The 22,593-nt window shown below is 52.5% G+C and carries 19 protein-coding genes; 7 read left to right on the forward strand and 12 right to left on the reverse strand.

Annotation, left to right across the window (positions count from 1 at the left end):
* Nucleotides 1–292: 292 nt before the first annotated feature.
* Genes BLV85_RS00245 through BLV85_RS00255 form a run of 3 tightly spaced genes read right to left on the reverse strand, consistent with a single transcriptional unit; the run spans nucleotide 293 to nucleotide 2,243 of the window.
* Nucleotides 293–1,066, reverse strand: a complete 774-nt coding sequence (locus BLV85_RS00245) for an HvfC family RiPP maturation protein (RefSeq protein WP_090410915.1) — start codon at nucleotides 1,064–1,066, stop codon at nucleotides 293–295.
* Nucleotides 1,056–1,898: an HvfB family MNIO-type RiPP peptide maturase gene (locus tag BLV85_RS00250; RefSeq protein WP_090410917.1), complete on the reverse strand. Its 843-nt coding sequence runs from the start codon at nucleotides 1,896–1,898 to the stop codon at nucleotides 1,056–1,058. Before BLV85_RS00250 ends, BLV85_RS00245 begins: the two co-directional genes overlap by 11 nt.
* An 18-nt stretch (nucleotides 1,899–1,916) precedes the next feature.
* Nucleotides 1,917–2,243, reverse strand: coding sequence for an HvfA family oxazolone/thioamide-modified RiPP metallophore (locus tag BLV85_RS00255; RefSeq protein WP_090410919.1), 327 nt, complete (start codon nucleotides 2,241–2,243; stop codon nucleotides 1,917–1,919).
* 423 nt (nucleotides 2,244–2,666) lie between these two features.
* On the opposite strand from BLV85_RS00255, the gene BLV85_RS00260 reads away from it, so the two are divergent.
* Nucleotides 2,667–4,160, forward strand: a complete 1,494-nt coding sequence (locus BLV85_RS00260) for a M17 family metallopeptidase (protein WP_090410921.1) — start codon at nucleotides 2,667–2,669, stop codon at nucleotides 4,158–4,160.
* A gap of 203 nt (nucleotides 4,161–4,363) precedes the next feature.
* A complete protein-coding gene (locus tag BLV85_RS00265) occupies nucleotides 4,364–4,681 on the forward strand; it encodes a DUF4389 domain-containing protein (RefSeq protein ID WP_090410923.1) in 318 nt (105 codons plus the stop codon).
* Nucleotides 4,682–4,711: 30 nt separating this feature from the next.
* Here BLV85_RS00265 and BLV85_RS00270 read toward each other — a convergent pair whose 3' ends face one another.
* Together BLV85_RS00270 and BLV85_RS15760 are read right to left on the reverse strand one after the other, a co-directional pair.
* Nucleotides 4,712–5,695, reverse strand: a complete 984-nt coding sequence (locus tag BLV85_RS00270; RefSeq protein ID WP_090410925.1) for a TIGR00341 family protein — start codon at nucleotides 5,693–5,695, stop codon at nucleotides 4,712–4,714.
* A gap of 202 nt (nucleotides 5,696–5,897) precedes the next feature.
* Nucleotides 5,898–6,680: a DHH family phosphoesterase gene (locus BLV85_RS15760; protein ID WP_281245696.1), complete on the reverse strand. Its 783-nt coding sequence runs from the start codon at nucleotides 6,678–6,680 to the stop codon at nucleotides 5,898–5,900.
* 605 nt (nucleotides 6,681–7,285) lie between these two features.
* On the opposite strand from BLV85_RS15760, the gene rpoH reads away from it, so the two are divergent.
* Nucleotides 7,286–8,134, forward strand: a complete 849-nt coding sequence (rpoH, locus tag BLV85_RS00280; RefSeq protein WP_090410927.1) for an RNA polymerase sigma factor RpoH — start codon at nucleotides 7,286–7,288, stop codon at nucleotides 8,132–8,134.
* Between the two features lie 227 nt (nucleotides 8,135–8,361).
* Here the strand turns inward: rpoH and BLV85_RS00285 are convergent, their stop codons facing one another.
* The 4 genes from BLV85_RS00285 to BLV85_RS00300 form a co-directional block, all read right to left on the reverse strand.
* Complete coding sequence (locus BLV85_RS00285) at nucleotides 8,362–9,024, reverse strand: phosphatase PAP2 family protein (protein WP_090410929.1); 663 nt, start codon at nucleotides 9,022–9,024, stop codon at nucleotides 8,362–8,364.
* Between the two features lie 202 nt (nucleotides 9,025–9,226).
* A complete protein-coding gene (locus BLV85_RS00290; RefSeq protein ID WP_090410931.1) occupies nucleotides 9,227–10,039 on the reverse strand; it encodes a hypothetical protein in 813 nt (270 codons plus the stop codon).
* An 87-nt stretch (nucleotides 10,040–10,126) separates the two neighbouring features.
* Nucleotides 10,127–11,464, reverse strand: a complete 1,338-nt coding sequence (locus BLV85_RS00295) for a dockerin type I domain-containing protein (protein WP_090410933.1) — start codon at nucleotides 11,462–11,464, stop codon at nucleotides 10,127–10,129.
* Nucleotides 11,465–11,466: 2 nt separating this feature from the next.
* Nucleotides 11,467–13,767 (reverse strand): TonB-dependent receptor, encoded by a 2,301-nt coding sequence (locus tag BLV85_RS00300; protein WP_090410935.1) that lies wholly within the window; start codon nucleotides 13,765–13,767, stop codon nucleotides 11,467–11,469.
* A gap of 494 nt (nucleotides 13,768–14,261) precedes the next feature.
* Between BLV85_RS00300 and BLV85_RS00305 the strand changes: the two genes are divergently transcribed.
* On the forward strand, nucleotides 14,262–15,419 hold the full coding sequence (locus BLV85_RS00305; protein ID WP_090410937.1) for an HD-GYP domain-containing protein: 1,158 nt from the start codon (nucleotides 14,262–14,264) through the stop codon (nucleotides 15,417–15,419).
* A gap of 89 nt (nucleotides 15,420–15,508) precedes the next feature.
* Here the strand turns inward: BLV85_RS00305 and BLV85_RS00310 are convergent, their stop codons facing one another.
* The 3 genes from BLV85_RS00310 to BLV85_RS00320 form a co-directional block, all read right to left on the reverse strand.
* Nucleotides 15,509–16,096: an NAD(P)H-dependent oxidoreductase gene (locus BLV85_RS00310; RefSeq protein ID WP_090410939.1), complete on the reverse strand. Its 588-nt coding sequence runs from the start codon at nucleotides 16,094–16,096 to the stop codon at nucleotides 15,509–15,511.
* 98 nt (nucleotides 16,097–16,194) lie between these two features.
* Nucleotides 16,195–17,745, reverse strand: coding sequence for a GTPase (locus tag BLV85_RS00315; protein ID WP_090410941.1), 1,551 nt, complete (start codon nucleotides 17,743–17,745; stop codon nucleotides 16,195–16,197).
* Entirely contained in the window at nucleotides 17,742–18,971 is a 1,230-nt protein-coding gene (locus BLV85_RS00320) for a YcjF family protein (RefSeq protein WP_090410943.1), read from the reverse strand. The genes BLV85_RS00315 and BLV85_RS00320 overlap by 4 nt, the downstream gene beginning before the upstream one ends.
* A gap of 826 nt (nucleotides 18,972–19,797) precedes the next feature.
* On the opposite strand from BLV85_RS00320, the gene BLV85_RS00325 reads away from it, so the two are divergent.
* From BLV85_RS00325 to BLV85_RS00335, 3 genes are all read left to right on the forward strand, one after another.
* On the forward strand, nucleotides 19,798–21,738 hold the full coding sequence (locus tag BLV85_RS00325; protein ID WP_090410945.1) for an ATP-binding cassette domain-containing protein: 1,941 nt from the start codon (nucleotides 19,798–19,800) through the stop codon (nucleotides 21,736–21,738).
* 98 nt (nucleotides 21,739–21,836) lie between these two features.
* Nucleotides 21,837–22,172, forward strand: coding sequence for a c-type cytochrome (locus BLV85_RS00330; protein WP_425433767.1), 336 nt, complete (start codon nucleotides 21,837–21,839; stop codon nucleotides 22,170–22,172).
* A complete protein-coding gene (locus BLV85_RS00335; protein WP_425433768.1) occupies nucleotides 22,169–22,528 on the forward strand; it encodes a c-type cytochrome in 360 nt (119 codons plus the stop codon). Before BLV85_RS00330 ends, BLV85_RS00335 begins: the two co-directional genes overlap by 4 nt.
* The last annotated feature ends 65 nt before the right edge of the window (nucleotides 22,529–22,593 follow it).

A 22,593-nucleotide genomic window follows, 5' to 3' on the forward strand; every position in this document is an offset into this window, starting at 1 on the left:
GCGACAAAATATCAGTTTCTTTTTATTGTTTGAAACAATAAAAATTCATTTCTTTATCAGAATTAAAGATAAACAGGCGTAGTCAATTTTGATGGTTTGGCAAGATGGGGAAAGATTTCGTTGGATTGGTGGGGGTGTGAGGCAAGTGGCGAGAGAGGGGGATGGATGCTGTTTGATTGCAGTCTTTCTTTATTGCTTGCCCGGCTGCTTTCTTATGACAAGGCGCTATGATTCAGGCGGGTAAAGAGGAGGGCGTGTGTTGCAGATTTTCAGAAAAGATTGGGAAAAGGGTTCATTCGTGCTTCCAGGTGCCTAGCAGCGCGCCACGGGTGGCCAGGTCATGCAGCAACTGGCCACCCGTTTCAATGACCCGTTGCGGATTGGGATGGTTGATTTCCGTTGCAATTTGCCTGAGCGCTGCCTGACCGGTCGGCTGTTCGGTTTGAATCAGCTCCAGCAAGCGTGCCGTGACTGGATTGAGGGTGGCGAAATGCACTGCATCCTCGGCATCGCGGTACAGCAGGTAACAGTGCATGTGATGGTCCGGGGCTGCGGGTTTGAAGCGGGGACCGATACGGTGCACCGGATAGGCATAGCAGGCGAGCCGGGAGCCGGGATGGAGAACCGGACGCTCTGTCAGCAAATCGCCATCGGGATCGATTTGTTCTGGATCGGGCTCTGCCTCGGCGATCGAGACCGACAGCTCCAGCCATTCATAGTGCATCAGCTGGACAAGAAAGGGCAGCGCGGTAAAGTCGCTTGCGGCGATACCGGCCTCCATCCAATCGAGAAATGCTTGGGGAATATCCCGAAACAGGGGGGAATGACAGCGGTGTTCCCGAAAGAAACGGCGCACTGTCCGCTTCCAGGCTCGTGTGCTCAGCAGTTCGCGGGTGACCGGATAACAGGCGAGTAAGAAACTTTCCAGGTTGTTGAACAATAATTGTTCATAGACGCGCATGCGGCGTGCCGTCGCACCGGGTGGGCGGGGCGCGTTGCGTGGATCGCGGATCCTGGCTGCGAAAGCGTTCTGGTAAGCGGCGTGGCCAAGGGTTTCAGGCTGCATGGTTGACCTTGGCTGCACGGGATTGCAATCTCCGGATGGTTTCAATTTCAGGCAGCAAATCGGCGAGTGGGGGAATGTTGAAATCGCGTTCCAGCAGCGTGGGCCGCTTGCCCTTGCAGGCATAGGTGTATGCGAGCAGCGACCATACCGGATCGATGACCGGCGCGCCATGGGTGTCTATGATGAGATCATCGGCTTCGTGGTAATGCCCGGCCACATGCAGGTAAACGATGCGCGCCGAGGGCATGGCATCGATGAAGGCATGTGGATCGTAGCGATGGTTGATGGCGTTTACGTAAACGTTGTTGACATCCAGGTGGAGATCGCAATCGGCTTCGTCGAGTACCGCACGAATGAAATCCTGCTCGTTCAACTCGGCTATCGACGGCGTGACATAATAGGACGCATTTTCTAGCGCGATCCGCCGTTCAAGAATATTTTGTGCTTGGCGGATTCGCGTCGCGACATGCTGGACCGCATCGCTCGTGAAGGGTATGGGTAGCAGATCATATAAATGCCCGTCGTCGCCACACCAGGACAGATGCTCGGTAAACAATTCGATTTGATATTGATCCAGAAAGCGTTTGACGCGTTTCAGAAACGCCGTATCCAGCGGTGCGAACCCGCCCAGATTGAGGGAGAGCCCATGCGCCACAATGGGGCGCTGCGCTGCGATAGCTTCGAGGTCGCGTCGCCGCCGTCCTCCCATTTCCATCCAGTTTTCTGGGGCCAGCTCAAAAAAATCGATGGCATTCGGGATATCGGTTCTGAGACCGGAAAGATGCTCCCGTCTCAGACCGAGGCCCGCGCCATGCAGAGATAGCGCATGCATGATCGCACTCCGGCTGGATTATTTATTACCGCCGCATTTACCTTCGCCACATTTACCTTCCCCGCATTTGCCTTCTTTGGCTTTTTTTGCGCTGTCATCCTTGGCTTTGTCGCCGCCGCATTGACCTTCCTTGGCTTTTTTGCTGTCCTTGGCGCCACCGCACTTGCCTTCGCCACATTTGCCCTCGCCGCATTTGCCTTCCGCACCCTTGGTGGACGCTTCGGCTATGTTATAACCTTGGGACAGGGATTGCATTTCGAAAGGGTTGTCCGTGGCATGGGCGAGACCCATGGTGCCGAGTGCGGTCGTGAGTGCGATAGCCAGTGGGGTGTTGGATTTTTTCATTGATTTCTCCTTTCGAGATTGTCAGATTAAAAATAAAAACATAGGTGCCGCTATCTATAGCCATCGGGTGACAGCCGACACCAACTTTGCAACAAACTCATAGCATAAGGCAATCAGTCTGGACTATGCTAGCGGACTTGTCCAGTTGACCTGCCCATAGTTTGCAGATTCCGGTTGTAGCCGTGGCGTTTCATTATGATTGCATGACGAAGCAGGATTGATTCGCAATGTTGACATGTGAATAATCCTGAAAATCTCTTTCAAGCAGATATAATACCGTCACAATGACATTCGATAAAGATGATACCAATCAGACCTCATTCGATGAGCCAGCGTTACTTAGAGTCCTATTGAAAGAGGGGCGGATCACATGCCATGACTCGATCCGGCAATCCGCTTATATAGACAACTACCAGGAAACTAATGCTTGCAACACTAATACAAAACGAAGCTTCATTTGATGAATCCACTCCAATCACGCATCTCCTGATAGTCCTGCCCAAGCTCGACAAGATTCCCGGCAAATATCGATTGCCAGGTGAGCAAATGCTTAGTGATGTGCTCCAGCGCCGTGCTTTGCCATTGAGCAGTCTCAGCGAGAAACCGCTATCCGCCACGCTCCCGAACGGTGCACTTTGTACCTGGGTCATGGTGGATTCCGATCAGTCCCATTTTGAACAACAGACCTGTATCCGCCAGGCGTTACAGCCTCTGCTGGAGGAGAGCCCGGTGGAAATCAGCCTCGCGGTCTACGGCAGTATGCTACAGAAACGGCATCTGGCCGGACTGGCTGTTTATATCGCCTGGATTAACGGTGCCGTCTTGCCGGTACGCAAGCGCAAGGCTGACCGTAAATCTTTGGAAAAAATCACGCTCTATGGCTTCGAGGATCCGGATGGATTTTCTTTATTGCGGGCGCAGGCGGAAGGCAACTTCCTCGCCAGAGGGCTGACCGTATTGCCCCCGAATGAGTTGACGCCCAAAACCTATCGCGAGCAGATCAAAAAACTAGCCGCAAATGAGAATTGGCAGTATGAAGAATATGATCTGACGCAATTGCGGGAAATGGGCGCTGGCGCATTTGTGGCGGTAGCACAAGGCAGTCAAACCAAGGACGCTGCCATCGTGCATTTGCGCAGGCAGGTGAATGGCGGACAAAAGGACCGGACCATCGCCTTGGTGGGTAAGGGTATTTGTTTCGACACCGGTGGACATAATCTGAAACCCGCACGCTATATGTATGGCATGCATGGGGACATGAATGGCTCCGCTGTCGCACTGGGCGTGCTGCTGGCGGCTACCCGGGCCAACCTGCCAATCAATATCGATTGCTGGCTGGCGATTGCCCAGAACAGTATCGGCCCTGATGCATTCAAGCAAAACGATGTGGTTACCGCCTTGAATGGGATGACAGTCGAAATCGTCCATACTGACGCCGAGGGCCGTCTGATCCTGGCGGATACGCTGGCGCTGGCTGCCAAGGAAAATCCGGATCTGATCATCGATTACGCTACCCTGACGGGCAGTATGATTACCGCACTGGGAGCGCGCTACAGTGGGGTTTTCACGAACCGTGATTATCTGGCACAAAATGCAGTGGCCATCGGCAAATCGAGTGGTGAGCGTGTTTGTATTTTTCCGGTGGATGAGGATTATAAAGCCGATCTTGAGAGCAAAATCGCTGATATTAAGCAATGCCTGATAGAAGGTGATGCCGATCATATTCTGGCCGCATGTTTTTTGCGACATTTCGTCAATGACATGCCCTGGTTGCATATGGATCTCTCGGCTTGTCATCACAAAGACGGGCTGGGAGCAGTAGGTACAGAAGTAACCGGTTTCGGTGTCGTTTGGTCCATCCACTTCCTGCAGGAAATTCTCAAGATCATGAACAAGGGTATCGGTAAAAACCGTTAACCGGCTGGGTAACCTGGAAGTTGCGAGATGTTTGTGAAAATGCTGGCTGTCAGCGATCATGCTGCATAGCTGGTGTGTGCCGGTACGCAAGGTTGTTGCTTGAAGTGCCTGGATGCGAAACTTTAGTTCGTGATGGATATCATAAACGGTCAGCCGGGGTTCCCGGGTTAAATGTCAGTCTGCTAATTTTTGGAGCCGCTGCGATGAAAGAGGAAATAAAAGAACGGTTGCAAAGAACCGAAACCTGGATGCGCGCATTCTTTATGCTGCTTTTTGTTTTTCTCCAGGGAATAGTGAAATTCCTGGTGCTAATGGTGGCCGTCTTCCAATTCGGGTGTGTGGCGCTGACTGGTCATACCAATGCGCAGTTGCTGCGACTGGGCCGCCAGCTGGCGGCATATGCCTATCAGATCATCTCGTTCTTGACATTCAATACTGAGCAGCGCCCTTTCCCTTTTTCTGCCTGGCCGAGTGAAACGGAAGCGCCACACGAACATGTGAATCAGGACCGAACGGACTGATTGATTGCCTGTCCTGCTGCGGAGAGAAATTCAAAAAACGATTAAATGGCGTCCATAAATAAAAATGATCAGAATCAGCAGGGTAACGAACCATCCCAGTACATAGATGACCGAAGCGCGCCTGGCTTTTTCTTTTTCAAACCAGATGCGTGGCCGGATTCCTTTAACGAAGAAAACAATCCGGCTTGCCAGGTTGACGCTTACGATATTGACTGCCAGCAGCAGGCCGGCGCCGATCGCAAGCTCGGTTGCGCCCCGTTCCAGCATCAACCCTAGCGTTGCGGCAGGCGGGAGCAGGGCCACGGCAACCATCACTCCGACCAGCACACTAGACAGACTGGTGGTCAAAGAGAGGGCTGCTGCGGCACCGGAAGCAAGGGCCAGCACAACCGAATCCAAGCCGGGTTCGGTGCGTGACAGCAGCTCATGGCTGGTTAAATCAGCAGGATAAAGCACTCCCAATCCCGCAGACAAAACCACCACCAATAGAATGCCGGCAAACAGCGTGCGTGCCGATTTTTGTATCAAGGTGATGTCACCCAGGGCGGTGCCGAGACTCAGGGCTAAATTGGGGCCGAGTAACGGCGCGATCACCATGGCACCGATCACGACTGCGATATTGTTTTCGATCAGGCCTATCCCGGCAACCAGTGTTGACAGGATGACCAGGACCACAAAATTAAAATCGAGCCGTGCGCTTTTCTCAACATCCTGATAAATCGCCTCGCGGGCGGCTGTGGCAGAGCCTTCCTGTTTGCGCCTCTCTTCATCCGGTTGGGGCAGAATGGACTCGACGGACAAGACTACAATTTTGGCAGTGGGCTGCGCGCCCAGAATGCTTTGCAGTGTATCCAGCACTGACTGAAGCTTGTCATCACTGACCAGTATGCGCATCGATTGCATGCCATCCTCACCGGTGACACCCAACCGGAAATCCTGTGCATGGGCTTTTTCTGCTATCGCGGCGACGGTATCCGCATTGCCTTGATTGGCGATGACTTCGATATATTTCATTGTGGCTGTTGCCTTTTTAGCAATCGGGAGCGAATTGTTCTGGATTTCGCAGCCAGGCTGCCTTGTGCTGGGATAACCGCGCAGTCCGCTTGGTGGAGCGAATGAGAATTGTTGCTGCGTATCGCATAATACGTAGAGCATAGCAAATTAGACAGGGTTCGTGGGGAATCGGAAAAGTACTGCTGATCCACAGACGTAGTCTCTAGCCCGCCAATGCCGGTAGGATCTGCCTTTTCCGTGAGACGATTCCGGGTAGAGTCACAGTATTTGCGTTTGTTGATACGGAAAACGAAGTGGATATGATTCGTTTTGTCCAGTCGTTGTAGGTGAATACAGTAGCTTCCCCTTTTAGGATATCAACTATGAAGAATAGAACGTCGTCTACGTCTGACTCATTTTCTACACAGTCGGCAATCGCTTCAATGATACCTGCCTGCCGGGCTAATACCGAGTCGGGAGTGGTGGTCTCCAGTACTGATACCCGGATGTTGGTATCTCCGACGGCGTACTTCTTACTGTCCATCGTAATCAGTTCTTTATCAGAAAAGCAGGAGATATCGGACTTGGCTTTAAATAAATTATCGGCCAAATTATCGATCGAGATCTCGAGGGCGTTAGCGAGAGTCCGGGCAACTTCCTGGTCATGGGAGGTGGTGGTGGGAGAGCGAAAAGCCAGGGCGTCGGAGAGGATGGCGGACAGCATCAATCCGACTATGGAGTGAGGAAGGTCATTGACGCGGAGGCCCATCAGGTCGTAGATGATGGTAGTGGTACACGCGAGGGGACGGATGGTGACACGGGGCGGCGCTTTGGTGGACAGCCCGCCGATTAGTTTGTGGTGGTCGATAATTTCGACGATGGTTGCATCGCTAATATTTCCGGGCAGTTCTTGTGGGTTGTTGGTATCTACGATGGTAACCTGATCTTGTTCGGTGATGTCTGGGAGGAGGGGGGGGGCGAGATGTCGAAGCGTTCCAGAACAAATCGTGTCTCGCTGTTAAGCTCCCCCAGTATAAAGGGAGAGGCCTCCAGGCCACATTTTTCTTGCAGATACCATGCCCACACAATAGCGGAGCAAACGGTGTCGGTGTCGGGTGATAGGTGTCCAAAGACTTTCAACATAGGTATATGTTGCACGCTATAGAACGTGCTGATGATAGTATCGTAGAGAGATGGTTTGATGAAGTGTTGATATTGAGAACCGGGTTATATTTTGTCTGCCGATGCGTTATCCACGCAGCAAAGCGCACATCGAGGTCACGCATATTCAGGCAGCCTTGTGTTGGGATAATTACACACTGCAGTCCGCTTGGCTGAGGAAAATAGGTTGAATATTGCTGGAAGTACCGGAATGTATACAACGCACTGCATTTTGGCACATGTTTCTCAATCCTGCTTGACAGGGTGAATAAAATTGCGCCATGCGATTCAGCTATTAGGCTGGGAGTTGTTCACGGGCTTGCTTGGGAATGAATTTAATGAGGGATTGCCGGTCCATAGATTGGTTAGCACTCTCTTTAAAGGAGTGCTAAAATTTACAGCGAATTTCGCAACAGTATTATTTGCAGAGAGCAAAGGAGGATCAATAGAATGAATGATACTTTGGCTTTGCCGGCAGTGAATGGAGGAAACCTGGAACACTATATCCATGCAGCCAATAGCTTTCCCATTCTAACCCGGGAAGAGGAAACATCCCTGGCGAAACGTATGCGGGAGGAGGGCGATATCACGGCCGCTCACCAGCTGGTACTGTCGCATTTACGTGTCGTGATAGCCATTGCGCGAGGATATCTGGGTTACGGCCTGCCGCATGCGGATCTGATCCAGGAAGGCAATGTCGGATTGATGAAAGCGGTCAGGCGTTTTGACCCCGAGCGGGGCGTGCGCCTGATTTCATTTGCCATCCATTGGATCAAGGCAGAAATTCATGAATTTATCATGCGTAATTGGCGTTTGGTCAAAATCGCCACGACCAAGCATCAACGAAAACTTTTCTTCAATTTGCGCAGTATGAAAAAAAGTCTGGACACGATGAGCCAAGCCGAAGTGACTGCCGTCGCAGAACAACTGGGTGTCAAGGCTGAGGAAGTGATCGAAATGGAGACTCGGTTCAGTGGCAGGGATATTTCACTGGAGCCGCTGTCGGACAATGAAGATGAGGTTTGTGCCAGTCCCATTACCTATTTAACCGATGGTTCAGACCCATCCAAGGTGTTGGAGCAGGAAGAGCTGGAGCAAATCACCCATGCACGGCTGAAGGATTCGCTGGAGCATCTGGATGCGCGCAGCCGTCGTATCATCGAGGCGCGTTGGCTGCGGGAAGAGAAGAGCGCGACCCTGCATGAGCTGGCCGATGAGTTGGGTGTATCGGCCGAACGCGTGCGCCAGATCGAAGCCAAAGCGATGCAGAAAATGCGTGCAATGATCGTTTCTGGATAGGGCCGGTAAGACCCTATCCAATGAGTTCAGGATGATCGAATCCGTGCGCCATGCCTAATTTGTGTGTTTGTTTGAGTGACTATTGCAGGCGTGAGCAGCTAGAATGTCTAGGAGGCTGTCCGAGAATAGCGAAGTAATCTACTGCGGACGAACCTGCCAGGCGAGATTTTCCGATCCTGTTCGTTGAATAGAACCACTATTTGCCTCAAGTGATCGAAAAATCCCGCTCAGCCAGCTTCGCCCTCGCTACGATCGCTATTCTTGGACAGCCTCCTAGAAGGGATTGATTGCAAGATCTGATAGACCAACAACCCAATGGAACCGGCCAGCAGTAGACTGGCCATTATCTGACTCATCCAATGGCCTCCCAGCACGACGCGTGCCATGGTGCCTGCGATAAGCAGGAGAATGGCCGCAGTGGCTGCGGCAGACTGAACCCACCCGCTTCGTGTGTTAGCGATCAGAACGGGTATAAAAATTGCCCCATATACCAAAGCGAAGGTTGAGGGCAGTCCGGACGAGGTGCTGACAGACGCCACCTGAACCAATTCGGGCAACGGTCTTGGGACATGAATCAGCGCCCGCAAGGCCATATCGATTATTTTGGCAGCGAAGAAAGTGATCGCCACGGTTCCGGTTCCGCGCCAGCCAGCACGTGTATAGGCTAATAGGCCGCCCAAAACCAGTGCCAGCCATACCAGCGGCTGCTTTGCTGTGCTGGTCATGATATGTGCCCAAGCTGGCCCGCTGCCGAACAGGCTTTGTAGCCCTTGTGTGAGAAGGATATCGCCCGGCAGCGGCCCCTGAATCAGGATGCTGCTGGCTCCCAGTATGGTGCTGAGTGCTATCGTCAGGGCTATGGGTGAAAAATTGAAATGACACGCTCTCATGCTTTAGTTTCAGTTGAGTGCAAGCAATGCGTCCACCACATTTCTCGGCAGCCACCCTCATGGGTAGGGTGCGCTTGTGCGCCATAAAATTGAATCGCTGTTGCCCTTTGAGGGCAATTATTATCCATCAAAGGGCAGGAGCGTCAGTTATCACATCTCCCTGGATATCCGAGATCAATGTGCTAAACGGTATCGATATGGGCTATCGGTTATGTTCCGTTTCAGGAATTTCCTCGGCTGCAATGAGCTGGAATTGATTGTTGCCGATAAAGTTGAGTTTCGCTTTGTAATATTTCCCGAACGCTTTGACGCGCTGAATATTCAGTATCCCGTTGTCAGCCAATACTGAATTTTCATCGAGATCGACTGCTGCAGAAGCTGCTTTTTCAAAGCCCTCATGTTCCAGTCCGCGATTGAAAACGATGGCAATCGGGGCCGTTGCAATAGAAACGGAAACATCGCTGTTAGGCTGAGATTCAAACAATCTCAGCTGTATGCGGTATGCGCCAGTACTGCCGCCTTGTGCATTGGAAGCGTTGAGAATGAAAAAATCGAGGTGTTCATGTAGACCTCCCGAGCTATCGATTTCTCCGATGATCGCGGGTATATCGCTGACTTCACCCGCACCAAATTCTATGATATTACCCCGCGCATCGATGACTTCAACCCGCTCTCCATCTGGAACATGTGGAATCCACTCGCTTCCATTCCAGAAATGAAGCCGGCCAACAGGCTGGAAGCGTAGCCAATTGCCCGGAGTGAATGCGCCTTTCGCGACATTGATATCCACCCCGGGACTGCTGGTTGCATAAGGGCCCCCTCGCAGATCGCCAAAATCTGTTTCGAAAAAATTGCTGTTCACAAATATTTCTGCTCCGATTCTCCAGGGTTGGATGTCGTTCTCATGCAGATGGTTTTCGTCATGATCATGGTCATGATTTCCTTCTGCAACGGCAAGCGAGAAAAATAGACTGACCCCCAAGGCGGTCGATAAAACAATAATCCTTTTCAACATAATAAAATCCTCCCAAATTGTTTGAAATAAGTGCTGGCTACCTCAATGAATGTGTTGGATTGCTGATATTCTCCTTTTTTACGACGATTACTCAAAAACTGGATCAGTTTCTTCCAGGCGCTCCAGTTGGAATCTGGCATCTCCCATGTTGCGCAGAGTAGCTTTGTAGAATTTCTCATGCACATAGACCAACGGGATTTCCAGTATTCCAGTTTCGGTGTTGTAGCGTGCCGGGGCAGCATAGCGAGGCCGGTCGAGTTGTAGGGTATTCAGGACGAATACCGCCTCATCCTGATACTGCATCTGTGCACGGAAATGCAGATCGTTTGCCTGGATATCGTTCAGGCTTAGGATGCCGCTATGTCCGTCGAAGACCGTTGCCATATTCAGCGCCGTGGCGGGTTCGATAATCGGGCGCTTGCAAAGCCGGAGCGTGCAGAGCTCTTTGGCCAAGAGGGCGTCATTGCGGTCGATGACCCCATCGCCATTGACATCGAATCGAATATTATCCGGACGCAGGGGCTCGCTATTCTGTGCCGCCAGCAGAATCAGCGCGACATCGATTCGATCCACATAACCATTCAAATCCACGTCGCCGGGAATGGATACAGGCGTGGCCGGAGGGAGCGGTGGGGGAGCGATGCTTGAAGAGTCGCCGATCAAGGCCAGCAGAGCGGCAGCAAATGCATTTTCGTCCAAGCCAGCATTAAACAGGATGAGAAAAGGTTCCGAAGGGTAGTAACGGGCGTTGGAGGTGACCTGCATTTCGATCAGATAAGCGCCAACCGGGCCGCCTATTTCGCCTTGCTGGTTTTCCAGGAAGAAGCTGAGATGCGTGTGGAGGACGCCGTTATTGTTGGTAATGTCGACGACCAATTCAGGATTGCCATGAATCCCGTCTGCGGCAAACACAGTACTGCCATCCGTGCCGAAGCTGCCTTCGCTGAAGCAAAACAATTGCCCGGCACATTGAGAATAGTCGCTGATGACTTGGCTGCTTGCTTCCAGCCCACCGAACAATTTGATTTGAAAGCCGTCAGGTGGATTTCCCCAGGAGGAGAATGCCGGATCCCAGTATTTGAGCTTTCCCAGTGCGCGATAGCTGATCAGTTCATTGGGAAGCAATGCGTTCCGGACTGACTGAAAGCCCGGGTTTCTGGTCCGGAAATCACCCCCGGAAAAATCCCGGAAATCAGCCAGAAAAATGAATTTGCCTGTTGCCGCTTCTCTGGGCAAGGTGCCTGCCGGTAACTGAAGCGATTCCGCCAGCCGGCCAAGCTCACAGCCGACCACGCCCGGCGTACGGCAATACCCGGTAAACAGTGCGTTGCCTTGTCCCCAGACTTCCACATCCAGGTGTGGGGCGGCGGCCGCCTGATTGAACATCAGTGCCGCAACGATCGCGAATAAGGCCGGATGTAACATGCTTAGAAGGTTGCCCGTAATCCGAATACCAAGCTTCGGCCAGGTTCGGGTGCAAAATTTCTCAAGAATGAAACCGCGCTGCGTATTTCTTGGTTCAGCAGATTGGTGCCTCTGACAAATAGCCAGAGATCCGCCCATTTCCCCAGACCCATTTGATAATCCGCGCTTGCAGTCAGTAGATGATAGCCTCGGGTACGGGTTTCATTTTCACCCGGAAAGTTTTGTGCTTCCGCCCGGGTGTAACGCAGGGCGGTATGCCATTTTGCATGACTGAAACCAAGCTCGGCACCATAGCGCAAAGGTGGCAGGCGCGGGATGTCGTCGCGCCCACCCTGCACAAAGCGGCCGCGAACGTAGTCGGAAAATACAGTCAGCAGCACATCGCCTTGGGCAAGCCGGTAAAGCCTGGCTTCGAGCTCGGATTCATAGCCGATAAATTCTGCATTGCGTTGATCATAGGCAAAAATTGATACACATTCCGCCTGACTGACGCATCGCTGGCGAATGACTTCATTATCAATTTCATAGACCAGCCCGGTGTTGCGTTGGTAAATAAAATTATTGGCCCGGCTGTAGTAGCCATTGACTCGCAGACCGAAGCGTTCCTTCTTCAAGCTGAAGCCCAAATCGATCATGTTCATGGTTTCATTGGTCAGTTGCACATTGCCGATATCAAAGCTGCGTGTGGACAAGTGTGGGCCCAGCGACAGTAATTCCTGAATATCCGGCGAGCGCTTGCTGTGGTTGAACAGCAGCATGACTGAGGTATCTTTCAGTGGATGCCACTGCACTGAGGCGGAAGCGGATACTGCCCGGTACTTCATTTCATCTGGCAATGGGATGGGGGGCAGGGCACTGCCGCGTAGCGATAACTGGTCCGCCCTGGGATTTATCCGGGATTGTTCAAAGCGGAGGCCGCTGCTAACTGTCCAGTTGTCCCAGGCATATTGCTGCGTCGTATACAAGCCAAGCGACTGCTGCCGGGTTTCGGGAACGAAAGTTTCGACCCCCAGTGCGGCAAAATCCCGGTTGATCCATTGCACGCCGACTGTGCCGGTCAAGCGCTGGAAAAAATTATGGTCGATTTCAAACCGTCCTTCCCCGACATCATTTTTGAATAGCGTAAAAGGCGTGCCACCTTCTATTTCCGTGTGCTGATAGTCCACCAGTCCATAGCGGAAACCGATGCGTTCGATTCCCCGAACTGGCTCATACCACTCGCCTTTGAAGTCGTAGCGCGTTTGCCGCATATTCATGCGGATACTGGGAAATAGTGCCTGCGGGCCAAAAATATCCTCGAATCCGGTTAAATCATCCAGTTGCGGGAGAATCAATTCCAAACCGTCCAGATGATTTGGATCCAGCCCATGACTGCCTTTGGGTACACCATAACGGTTGTCCATATGACTGATCGACATACCAGCCATGGCGCTTTGTCCCAGCCAGGATATTCCGGCAAATCCTCCTGTACTTTTGCTATCGGTATTGGGAATCTTGCCGGTTACATTTTGTACGTCCGATAAGCCGAACTGTTGTTGTATGAAAGCTTCGTCGATGGGTTTGCCGGGAATCCGGATGTCGCCCCGGTCGCGCAAGAAGCCGCCCAGGCTCAATGCCAGCCAGTCCTTGCCCAAATTCAATTTGAAGGCAGAGTTTGTGCCATGTCCATTGGTATCGTAGCGGCTCTCTATGGAACCGTCGATGAGATTCTGGGGGGCGCGTTCTGGAATCCGGTGGTCTTTGACATCGACTATGCCTCCAATAGCATTGCCACCGTATTTGATGGTTTCTGGCCCCCGGATGATACGGATTTCTTCAGCAAACAATGGCTCGATAGCCACGGCATGATCTGGGCTGAGGCTGGTCGCGTCATGACTGCCAATGCCACTTTGCAGCATGCGCACCCGCGAACCGGTCAAACCTCGAATTACCGGCACACCTACTCCGGGCCCGTAAGACGCGTTGCTGAGTCCCAGTTCTTTATCGAGGGTTGTTCCCAGTGTATCGCCTTGTTGCAAACGCAATGACCGGCCTTTCAGAATGCTGGTGTTCGATTTGAGCGGCTGAGGAAGCGCGGTCCCCATTATGGTCATGGGTTCAAGCGTCATGACGGGTGTTTGATCGGCTGACTCAGGCAACGTTGTCCTGGGAGAGGTATCGCTGATTTCATCATCTGCCAAGGCATGATGAAAGGCTCCGATGGCCAATAAGAAACCCGTCGCTATCTGCCAATGCCGAAAGCATGCGCGTGGCAGCCGCTGAAACCTGATTCTGAGAAATAACGCTGGTAGACAATTATCCATAAATATGTCATTTTTACCTATATGTTATGTTATAACATAACTCTATGCAAGCGTGCTATTACCTGATGGCGTGGCAGCGGGAGTCTTGAAATACCCATTCCGCTCGGTTGTGCCTTGCCCCCATGGCTTGAGAACCGTGCTTGCCGGCCCGTTCAATTTAGAGGTGTCCTGAATTGATTTCGGGAGGGAATCATGCGAGGATCGCGTTTGACGTTTTCCGGATCATGGCATTTCTGCAGATGCGCTTGAATTTGATGCGTACGCATGCCTCGCGCATGGGATCTATATTTTAATATTGATGCAGCGATCAACACAGCCGGATAGCCGCTCATGGTTGTTTTTACCTAGCATTTCATCGTCTCGGAGATACAAAAAATCTGGTAGGCTCATAACGGATCGAGCACGATCATAAAAAAGTGGGACCGGCATGAGTATGGTGTCAGCAAGACTTCCTCCCGCGCTGGCCAGTTACATGCTATTTCGAGTTTAATGCGATGCGATCACCCCAAGAAAATTTATTCCATCACCAGGATACGCTTGCCCAGTTGCATGAAAACCGACCGCTTTCCGATAAGCTGCGTGTTCTGCATCAACTGATCAGCGAGGATTTCCCGTTCATAGAGCGCTTGTCTATCGCGCTGCTGGACGAGGCAACAGGCATACTCAAGACTTATACACATAGTACTGCTGGCGGTACGACGCCTTTGATGGCCTATGAAGCTTTGCTCGATGACGCGCCTTCCCTGCGTGAAATCATCGACCAGCGCCGTCCACGACTGGTGCAGGATCTCGCTATCTTCCGCGAAGGTACGCACTATCATACCCAAAAGATCTGGGAAAAAGGCTATCGGGCCAGCTATACCATGCCGCTCTATCAGAGCGGTACCTTTATCGGATTTTTGTTTTTTAACTCCCCTGAGGCGCATCCTTTCGTTCCGGCGGTGTTGCGTCAGCTGGATATTTACGGCCATTTGATCGCATTGGTTGTCATCAATGAGCTGACTGCAATCAGAACATTGCTCTCGGCCGTTAAGGCGGCGCGCAGTATGACCCACTATCGTGATCTGGAAACGGGGTCGCATATCGATCGCACTGCACATTATGCGCGTCTGATTGCGCTTGAGCTTGCGCCCAGCTATCAGCTCACCGATGAACAGATTGAACATATCTTTCTGTTTTCTCCGTTGCATGATATCGGCAAAATAGGTATTCCAGACAGTATCTTGCGCAAACCGGGGAAGCTGAATGAGCAGGAATTCGAAATCATGAAAACGCACCCAGCAAGGGGCAGGGAAATCATCGATGAAATCCTGCGAGACTTCAATCTGGGTACCTTCGGGCATGTGGGCATCTTGCGCAATATTGCCGAATATCATCATGAGGCCATCGATGGCAGTGGTTATCCGAAGCAGTTGAAAGGGGACGAAATCCCCATCGAGGCCCGCATCAGTGCCGTGGCGGATATATTCGACGCTTTGACTACGCGCCGTGTCTACAAGGAAGCCTGGTCCAATGAGGAAGCGTTCAGCATGCTGCAGCGACTGGCGAACGATAAACTGGATCGGGATTGTGTCGAAGCCTTGCTTGGCAATGTGGACAAGATCGTTGCGATTCAGCAACGATTCCGAGATCAAGAGGAAGAATCCTCCTGACGCTCAGAGTGACCACCTTTCGCAGCACTGGAACGCAATTGATTGTTCATGGCGGTGTGTGGGTGGCCAGGCTGGGATCGCACACGAGGTCATTCGCCCTGGACGCCGAGGGAACGTACTTTGGTGAGCCACTGCTCCCGTTGCCTATCGTTCAGTGTGTCTACTCTCCCAATGAGGGTGTCCTTGATCGGTGCTATGCCGCAAAAACCGAGAATATTCCGCTTCATGCCTTTCAGGCTATGGGCGAAGAAATACCATCGATAGATGAAGGCCGGCATGCCCATGGTGAGGATGATGCGTGCGCTTTTGCCAGCCAGCAATTTCTGCCATGGTCCGGATGCGGACGTTTGCTTGGCCGCAAACCCTGGCCTGAGCACCTGCTCCAGAAACGCCTTGAAATAGGCGGGCATCGTGCCAAGCCACAAGGGATAGATCAAGACCAGATGCCCTGCCTGCTGAATGATTTGCTGTGCGGCCCGTATCGATTCGGGGGGCGCGCAATGATCAAAATCCTGCTTGGATCGTAGCACCGGGAAGGTAATGTGCGCTGTTTCTATGATTTCCACCTTGTGACCAGCCGATTGGGCGCCCTGGGCATAGGCCGCTGCCAGTGCATGACAGAAATGATTGCCCTCGGGATCGGGATGCCCCTGGATGATCGCGATCTGTTTGCCCATCGTGTCCCCCCTGGTAAGCGCCCAACCGAATGCGGCAGCATCCGTCGTGCGGGGTGTGTTGACGCATCCTGCTGAAAATAAGACAGCGGCCTATTATTCTATTCCTTGATTTTATCTGGCAGTTCCCACAAGAAACGGCCTGCATTGCGCAGCTGGCGACGCAGCAACGCCCAGTCGCTGGCACGTTTGTCCGCATCCAGGCAACGCAACAGCCTGACCCTGAGTGCGGTATCTTGCTCAGCCAGCATGGCTGCCCAGAACGTATCTTTGACATTGTAGACTTTTCCTTCCTTCAGGCAAACCGGGATGACCTGTGTGACGGGCACCGATAGATCCGCCGCGACGGCTGCGACAGCGGCCCGGATATTGGCCGCCTTGACGTTCAGCTGGTCGGTCAGGTCATAGGGCGGTTGCCATTCATTGGCGGGCCGCAGCAGATCAATATGACTGACTGCCACCAATAGTGGCGGTGGCCGCCGGTTCAGGCGGGTTGCCTGGGCAGCGCGCAGCGCGTCCAGTGCGCGACGTTCAATTTGCCGGTCTGGCCGGTTGGCTGGTGTCACCCACAAGATCAGGTCTGCTTCCAGCGCAGCTGTTTGCATTTGATGCGCATCATAAAATACGCTGTCACATCCGGGGCTATCGTATATCAATGCCTGCGTAAAACCATCTCGCTGGAGAAGAGCGGGTGACAGTTCATATGTCGTATCCGGCAGAATATCTGTCGCCGCAATGAGTTTGCCATACAGCGCATTGATCAGACTGGATTTGCCGGCATTGGTGCGGCCCAATACGAGTATATGCAACGGCTCTGCAAGCTTGTCTTCAGCCTGCTGGGCGCGTTCCAGGTCGAGAGCCGATGTGAGGGGCGGTGTGGCGGCTGGCGTCTGCAGATCGGTGGACGCAAGGGGTTGGCGTCGGCTGTACAAATCGATGGCATAATAGCCGACTTTGCGTATATAAGCGCGCAGAAACCAACGCTGGAATTCATTGCGGGCCAGCGTAAAACTGCGTTCCCGGAACAATCGCCAGAATTCACCAAACAGCGCGTTGATTGGATTGACCACAATCCTGCCGGCACGATAAACGTTGTACGCTTGCTCCGCTCTGGATTTCCAGCGTTTTGCCCGCAACAGGTCTCCAAGTGTCAGCCGATCACTAAAAGGAATGTTTTCTGTGACATCCCGGCGTAAATCACGGCTGGCCTGCTCGATGATCAGGAGTGTATGCGGCACGGTCAATTCCAGTAAAGGGCGCTCGGTATCCGGGAAGTAATAGCTGGAAACGGTATGGAGTGTACGCCTGCCCAGTTCGATGATCCAGCCGGTTTGGTCCAGAGGCCAGTCCTGCGGGTCGCAGCTGTCCGCCAATGTTTCGACTTCCTGCCAGACATCGGCGGCGCGTGGTGGCCAATCCGGATTGGAGTCGGTAAACAGCTCGTTCAGCAATTTGCGGCGGCGGCGTACCGACCAGATTTGCAAGCCGTATGCAAGCCCTCCACAAACGGCCATGACGATCAGCCAGGCAATGAGATGGCCCGTTTGCCACAGCCAGAACATACCCAACCCGAACAAGGCGAGCGTGGGCAATCCTAGCAATGCCAGGGCAACAAATTGCAGCGGGTCGATACTGCGCAGCAATGTTTTCATTTTGGTTGGTCGCGTAATCGTTCACTCATCAGTGTACGGCCCTTTTCCAGCGATTCGGCATAGATACGGCGCATGACTGCGGGATCGACATTCAGCCCCTGCTTGCGCTGATTAAAAAAGTAAGTGGATGCCTTGCCCAGCGCATAAGTGGTTGCGCCACTTGCACTGGCACCCCACACGGCCCCGGCAGTCTGTCCCAGGATGGGAATCAGTTTGGTTACGGTGCGTCCTATGAATCTGGTCAGGTAACTGGTGGCGATGCCGGTTCCCAGCAGGCCAAGAAACTCGGATACCGTGCGAGTATCCCAGCGTTGTGCGTACAGCACTGCGAGGCTGTGTAGTAGTTTGGCCTGGACGGCCGTGACGGCTACCAGATCCACTGCTGGCAGGGCGCCAAGCCCGGCAGCGGTCAGCGCATAACCGACAATATGTTGATGTGCGGTATGGGCATACAGGTCGCGGACAGTCTGTTCGTCACTCAGTTGATGCTGCAAGCCGAGCGGCAACAGTGATTCGATCGCCTGCCATAGTCCTTCCAGGCCGTAATCGCTGGGCTCAAATCCGTCTTCGGGCAAGGTCAAATCAACGGCTATCCAATGGATGGGAGCGAACCCAGGCAGCTTTTGCGCAGCGGCGCGCTGGGCAAGCAAGGCACGTTTTAATTCGGCCGGTAGTGTAGCCGGCCAGGGTTCATGTCCATAGGGCCAGGGAAGGATGTGTTTGCCGGCAGCTGGATAAAGCTCGTGCAGGCCGGTCTGGACCATGAGTAGCGGCCATTCCGGGTGTTGTAAACGGATGTCGTGCAGCACATCGAACAAGACCTCCTGGCGTAAATCGGCCACTTTCATCACGGCCAGCAGTAAGTGTGCCTGCGAGGCGCAAAAGCGGATGTCATCGGCTGGATCATAGTCAACTTCACCCAGTCCGCGGGTGTCGAGGAAACGGACAATCGGCATTTCGCCAGGAAAATCGTAGAACCGGGAATGGCGGGTGCAGGACTGAAAGCCGTTGCCGATTTGTGCGGTTTCGCTGCCTGTCAATGAGCGGATGATGGATGTTTTGCCAGCCTGCGTTTTTCCCAGCAACCAGAGTACAGGCACTGGAACATGCTCTCGCGCTGTACGCAGCGAGGCCTCCAGGGCAGCTTCATCGATCTTGGGATCGAGCAGCAGAGACTGGAGCTTTTTCCAGTAATCTTGCCAGTTCTTGAAGTAGTCGGAATTCATTATCATAATTTCTTGGGCTGGGTCAGCTGCGATAGGTCGAGGCGCTGGCATGGCTGGACAGGATGCTGTCCTGCAAGCCAGTCATGCCATGTTAGGCTGTCGCCTTCTCCCGGGATAAGCGGCCGGTATGGTATATTTGATTTTTATATGATCATACGTCAGCCATTCCGTATAATCCAATCTCTTGAATTTTCATACGCCAGACAGATTCTATTGCCCTGACGTTTCAATTGGACTTGCCGGCGTGTGTCATGTTCGCCTATTTCAATCTCAAAGCACAAAATTTGTGTCAGCTACGGGCAACGGATTTTCCAGAATGGTGAGGCCAGCCCGATTCCGCTAGGTGGCTGTCCGAGAATAGCGATCGTAGCGAGGGCGAAGCTGACTGAGCGGGATTTTTAGATCATTTGAGGCGAATAGTTGTTCTATTCAACGAAAAGGATCGGAAAATCCAGCCTGGCAGGTTCGTCCGCAGTAGATCAGTCTATTCTCGGACAGCCTCCTAGGTTGAATCGAATGCCGTGTGTGATGTCATATAGACTATGTCTCTGTACAATTTCAGCAGGGTGCATGCAACTTGAGATCATCCCGCATCGGTTTTTGAGAGTGTGTCAGCACACGCCCTGCGTCCGATGGTTCCTGCTGCATGTAGGGCGAATTGCATGCGCCACACTGACACTGCAAAGAGTTCATGCGTATTAAACAACAAAGTGCTGGCAAATGAATCCGGTCGGAGTCTATGGCTATAACCCATGTCTGCCGGAACATGCGGGTGTTATTCCACATCCGGGCCAGGCTTGCCTTAATTGATTGATCAGACTTTTCTATGCCATTTATTACTCTTGAGAATGCCTGCTTAGCTTTTGGCCACCATGCCTTACTCGATCATGTCGCGTTGCAGCTTGATTCCGGCGAGCGTGTGGGGCTGATCGGCCGCAATGGGAGCGGCAAGTCGAGTTTGTTGCGTGCCTTGGCCGGGGAAATCAAACTGGATGATGGCCAGCTATGGGTGGCGCCCGGCATGAATGTGGCTTATGTGCCGCAAGAACCGATATTGGATGAGACGCAAACGGTATTCGGGGAAGTTTCACGGGGGCTGGGTGCGCTGGCCCAGACATTGCTCGATTATCACGCGGTTTCACATGCCTTGGGCGAGGCGGATGCGGATACCGAGGCACTGTTGGCGCGCATGCAGAATCTGCAGGGTGTTCTGGAAGCACAGGAGGGTTGGCTCATTCATAACAGGGTACAAACGGCAATCAACCGGCTCGGCCTGGCCGAAGATGCGATCATCGGAACACTGTCGGGGGGCGCGCGCAAGCGGGTCGCGCTTGCACGCGCCATGGTCGTGTCGCCAGACATTTTATTGTTGGATGAGCCGACCAACCATTTGGATTTTTCCTCTATCGAATGGCTGGAGGAAATGCTGCGCGATTTTTCCGGCAGTGTCATTTTTATCACGCATGACCGGCGGTTTCTGGACAATGTGGCTACCCGCATTATCGAACTCGATCGAGGGGATCTGAAGAGCTTTCCCGGCAATTTTTCTGGCTATCAACAGAAAAAAGCTGAAATACTGGAAACTGAAGCAGTTCATAATAAGAAATTCGACAAGTTTTTAAACCAGGAAGAGGTCTGGATACGCAAAGGCGTTCAGGCCCGGCGCACCCGGAACGAAGGCCGGGTAAGAAGGCTGGAAGCACTGCGGAAAGCGCGTGCTACCCGGCGTGAGCGTGTTGGCGAAGTCAGTTTCAAGGTGGAAGTCGGTGAGCGTTCGGGGCAATTGGTGGCAGAACTGGCACATGTAGCCAAAAGTTTTAGTGGCAAACCGATTATCCGAGATTTTTCCTGCCGGATTGTGCGTGGAGACCGCATTGGATTGCTGGGCCCAAACGGTGCCGGTAAATCCACCTTGCTCAAGCTTATTCTGGGAGAGCTTCGGCCGGATGCCGGCACCATTCGATTGGGAACCAAGCTATCGGTTGCCTACTTTGATCAGATGCGCACGCAACTGGATGATGAGCTGACCTTGGTTGAAGCCATTAGCCAGGGCTCGGATTTCATCGAGATCGATGGGGAACAGAAGCACGTTATCAGCTATCTGGGGGATTTTCTGTTTTCGCCTCAACGCGCCCGTTCACCTGTGAAGTCGCTTTCCGGTGGTGAACGCAACCGCTTGCTGCTGGCGCGATTATTTACTCGGCCGGCCAATGTGCTGGTCCTGGATGAGCCCACAAACGATTTGGATATTGAAACCCTCGAATTGCTGGAATCCTTGCTGCAGGACTACAGCGGCACATTATTTCTGGTCAGCCATGATCGGGCCTTCCTCGATAACGTCGTGACGCAAGTCATTGCATTTGAAGGGGAGGGGATCCTGAGCGAATATATCGGCGGTTATCAGGAGTGGTCACAGTGGAAATCTGCTGCGCAGTTGTCGGAAAAGCGTGAACGAAACGCAGTCAAACCAGCTGCCAAGCCGGTAAGCGACAGAAAAGGCGGGGCGAATGATGAGGTGAAACTAACTTATCTGGAAAAACGCGAACTCGAAGCTTTGCCGGAGAAAATCGATGTACTGGAGCGAGAGCAGACGCTGATCGGCCAGCGTTTGAGCGATCCCGCAATTTACCGTAATAACCCTGATGAGGTCAAGGTCTTGCAGGCGCGAGCAGCTGTCCTGGAAACGGAACTGTCAGCCCACTTCTCGCGCTGGGAGGCCCTGGAGAGCAAGCAATCGGCAGCCGAATCCACCTGCCATCAGACTTAATCAAGAATAATTTCCCTATACACAACAGGGAGATAGCCTGGTCATTCATTGACTAAACCAGATCCATCGTTTAAAGTTCCTGTTTTTTTGAGAGGAGGATGCACAAAGTGAAAAAGTCAGCAGCCGTTAAACTACTCGTTGCTTCTGGCATGATTCTGTCATTTTCAGGCATGGCACAAGCTGCTGAGGATACGGATTCAGTCAAAAGCAAAATTGTTATGTGCCAAGGTTGCCATGGCATTGCAGACTACCGTACCGCATATCCGGTTGTTTACCATGTTCCCAAATTGGGTGGACAGCATGCAGCTTATTTGGTCAAAGCGTTGAAGGATTATCGATCTGGTGAGCGCAGCCATCCGACCATGGTTGGCATTGCAGGTACGCTTTCCGATGAGGATATCGATGCACTAGCCGCTTATTATGCGGGTAATTGATCTTTCTTCTTAATGCAAGGATTATGAATATGAGAAACTATGTAGTGGCTGCGGTAAGTGGATTGGCATTAATTTTATCAGGGCAAGTGGTTGCAGCGGATGTGGAGGCAGGTAAAAGAAAGGCGCAGGAAGTCTGTGCATCCTGCCACGGACTGGATGGCAACAGCCCAGCCCCGAATTTTCCTAAAATTGGTGGCCAGGCAAGAACCTATCTTGAGAAAGCATTGAATGACTACAAGAGTGGTGAGCGCAAAGATCCGATCATGGCAAGCATGGCCGCAAATCTGAGTAAGGAAGATATCGAGAATTTGGCTTTCTATTATTCCGGTCAATCAGGTTTGCATGTAAAAAGATAAGCCAGGGTCTTGTCGGGCAGTAGGCTGTATTGATTACTGCGGTACCTGGAGCGGAATGTACTTGA

Source organism: Nitrosomonas halophila, assembly GCF_900107165.1.
Lineage (GTDB): Bacteria > Pseudomonadota > Gammaproteobacteria > Burkholderiales > Nitrosomonadaceae > Nitrosomonas > Nitrosomonas halophila.

Excerpts from the sequence above, each read along its gene's own strand:
- BLV85_RS00265 (WP_090410923.1), top strand. The coding sequence starts at position 4,364 with ATGAAAGAGGAAATAAAAGAACGGTTGCAAAGAACCGAAACCTGGATG.
- BLV85_RS00250 (WP_090410917.1), bottom strand. The coding sequence starts at position 1,898 with ATGCATGCGCTATCTCTGCATGGCGCGGGCCTCGGTCTGAGACGGGAG.
- BLV85_RS00325 (WP_090410945.1), top strand. The coding sequence starts at position 19,798 with ATGCCATTTATTACTCTTGAGAATGCCTGCTTAGCTTTTGGCCACCAT.
- BLV85_RS00330 (WP_425433767.1), top strand. The coding sequence starts at position 21,837 with ATGCACAAAGTGAAAAAGTCAGCAGCCGTTAAACTACTCGTTGCTTCT.
- BLV85_RS00255 (WP_090410919.1), bottom strand. The coding sequence starts at position 2,243 with ATGAAAAAATCCAACACCCCACTGGCTATCGCACTCACGACCGCACTC.
- BLV85_RS00310 (WP_090410939.1), bottom strand. The coding sequence starts at position 16,096 with ATGGGCAAACAGATCGCGATCATCCAGGGGCATCCCGATCCCGAGGGC.
- BLV85_RS00320 (WP_090410943.1), bottom strand. The coding sequence starts at position 18,971 with ATGAATTCCGACTACTTCAAGAACTGGCAAGATTACTGGAAAAAGCTC.
- BLV85_RS00270 (WP_090410925.1), bottom strand. The coding sequence starts at position 5,695 with ATGAAATATATCGAAGTCATCGCCAATCAAGGCAATGCGGATACCGTC.
- BLV85_RS00260 (WP_090410921.1), top strand. The coding sequence starts at position 2,667 with ATGCTTGCAACACTAATACAAAACGAAGCTTCATTTGATGAATCCACT.
- BLV85_RS00305 (WP_090410937.1), top strand. The coding sequence starts at position 14,262 with ATGCGATCACCCCAAGAAAATTTATTCCATCACCAGGATACGCTTGCC.
- BLV85_RS00315 (WP_090410941.1), bottom strand. The coding sequence starts at position 17,745 with ATGAAAACATTGCTGCGCAGTATCGACCCGCTGCAATTTGTTGCCCTG.
- BLV85_RS00300 (WP_090410935.1), bottom strand. The coding sequence starts at position 13,767 with ATGGATAATTGTCTACCAGCGTTATTTCTCAGAATCAGGTTTCAGCGG.
- BLV85_RS00285 (WP_090410929.1), bottom strand. The coding sequence starts at position 9,024 with ATGAGAGCGTGTCATTTCAATTTTTCACCCATAGCCCTGACGATAGCA.
- BLV85_RS00295 (WP_090410933.1), bottom strand. The coding sequence starts at position 11,464 with ATGTTACATCCGGCCTTATTCGCGATCGTTGCGGCACTGATGTTCAAT.
- BLV85_RS00245 (WP_090410915.1), bottom strand. The coding sequence starts at position 1,066 with ATGCAGCCTGAAACCCTTGGCCACGCCGCTTACCAGAACGCTTTCGCA.
- rpoH (WP_090410927.1), top strand. The coding sequence starts at position 7,286 with ATGAATGATACTTTGGCTTTGCCGGCAGTGAATGGAGGAAACCTGGAA.
- BLV85_RS00290 (WP_090410931.1), bottom strand. The coding sequence starts at position 10,039 with ATGTTGAAAAGGATTATTGTTTTATCGACCGCCTTGGGGGTCAGTCTA.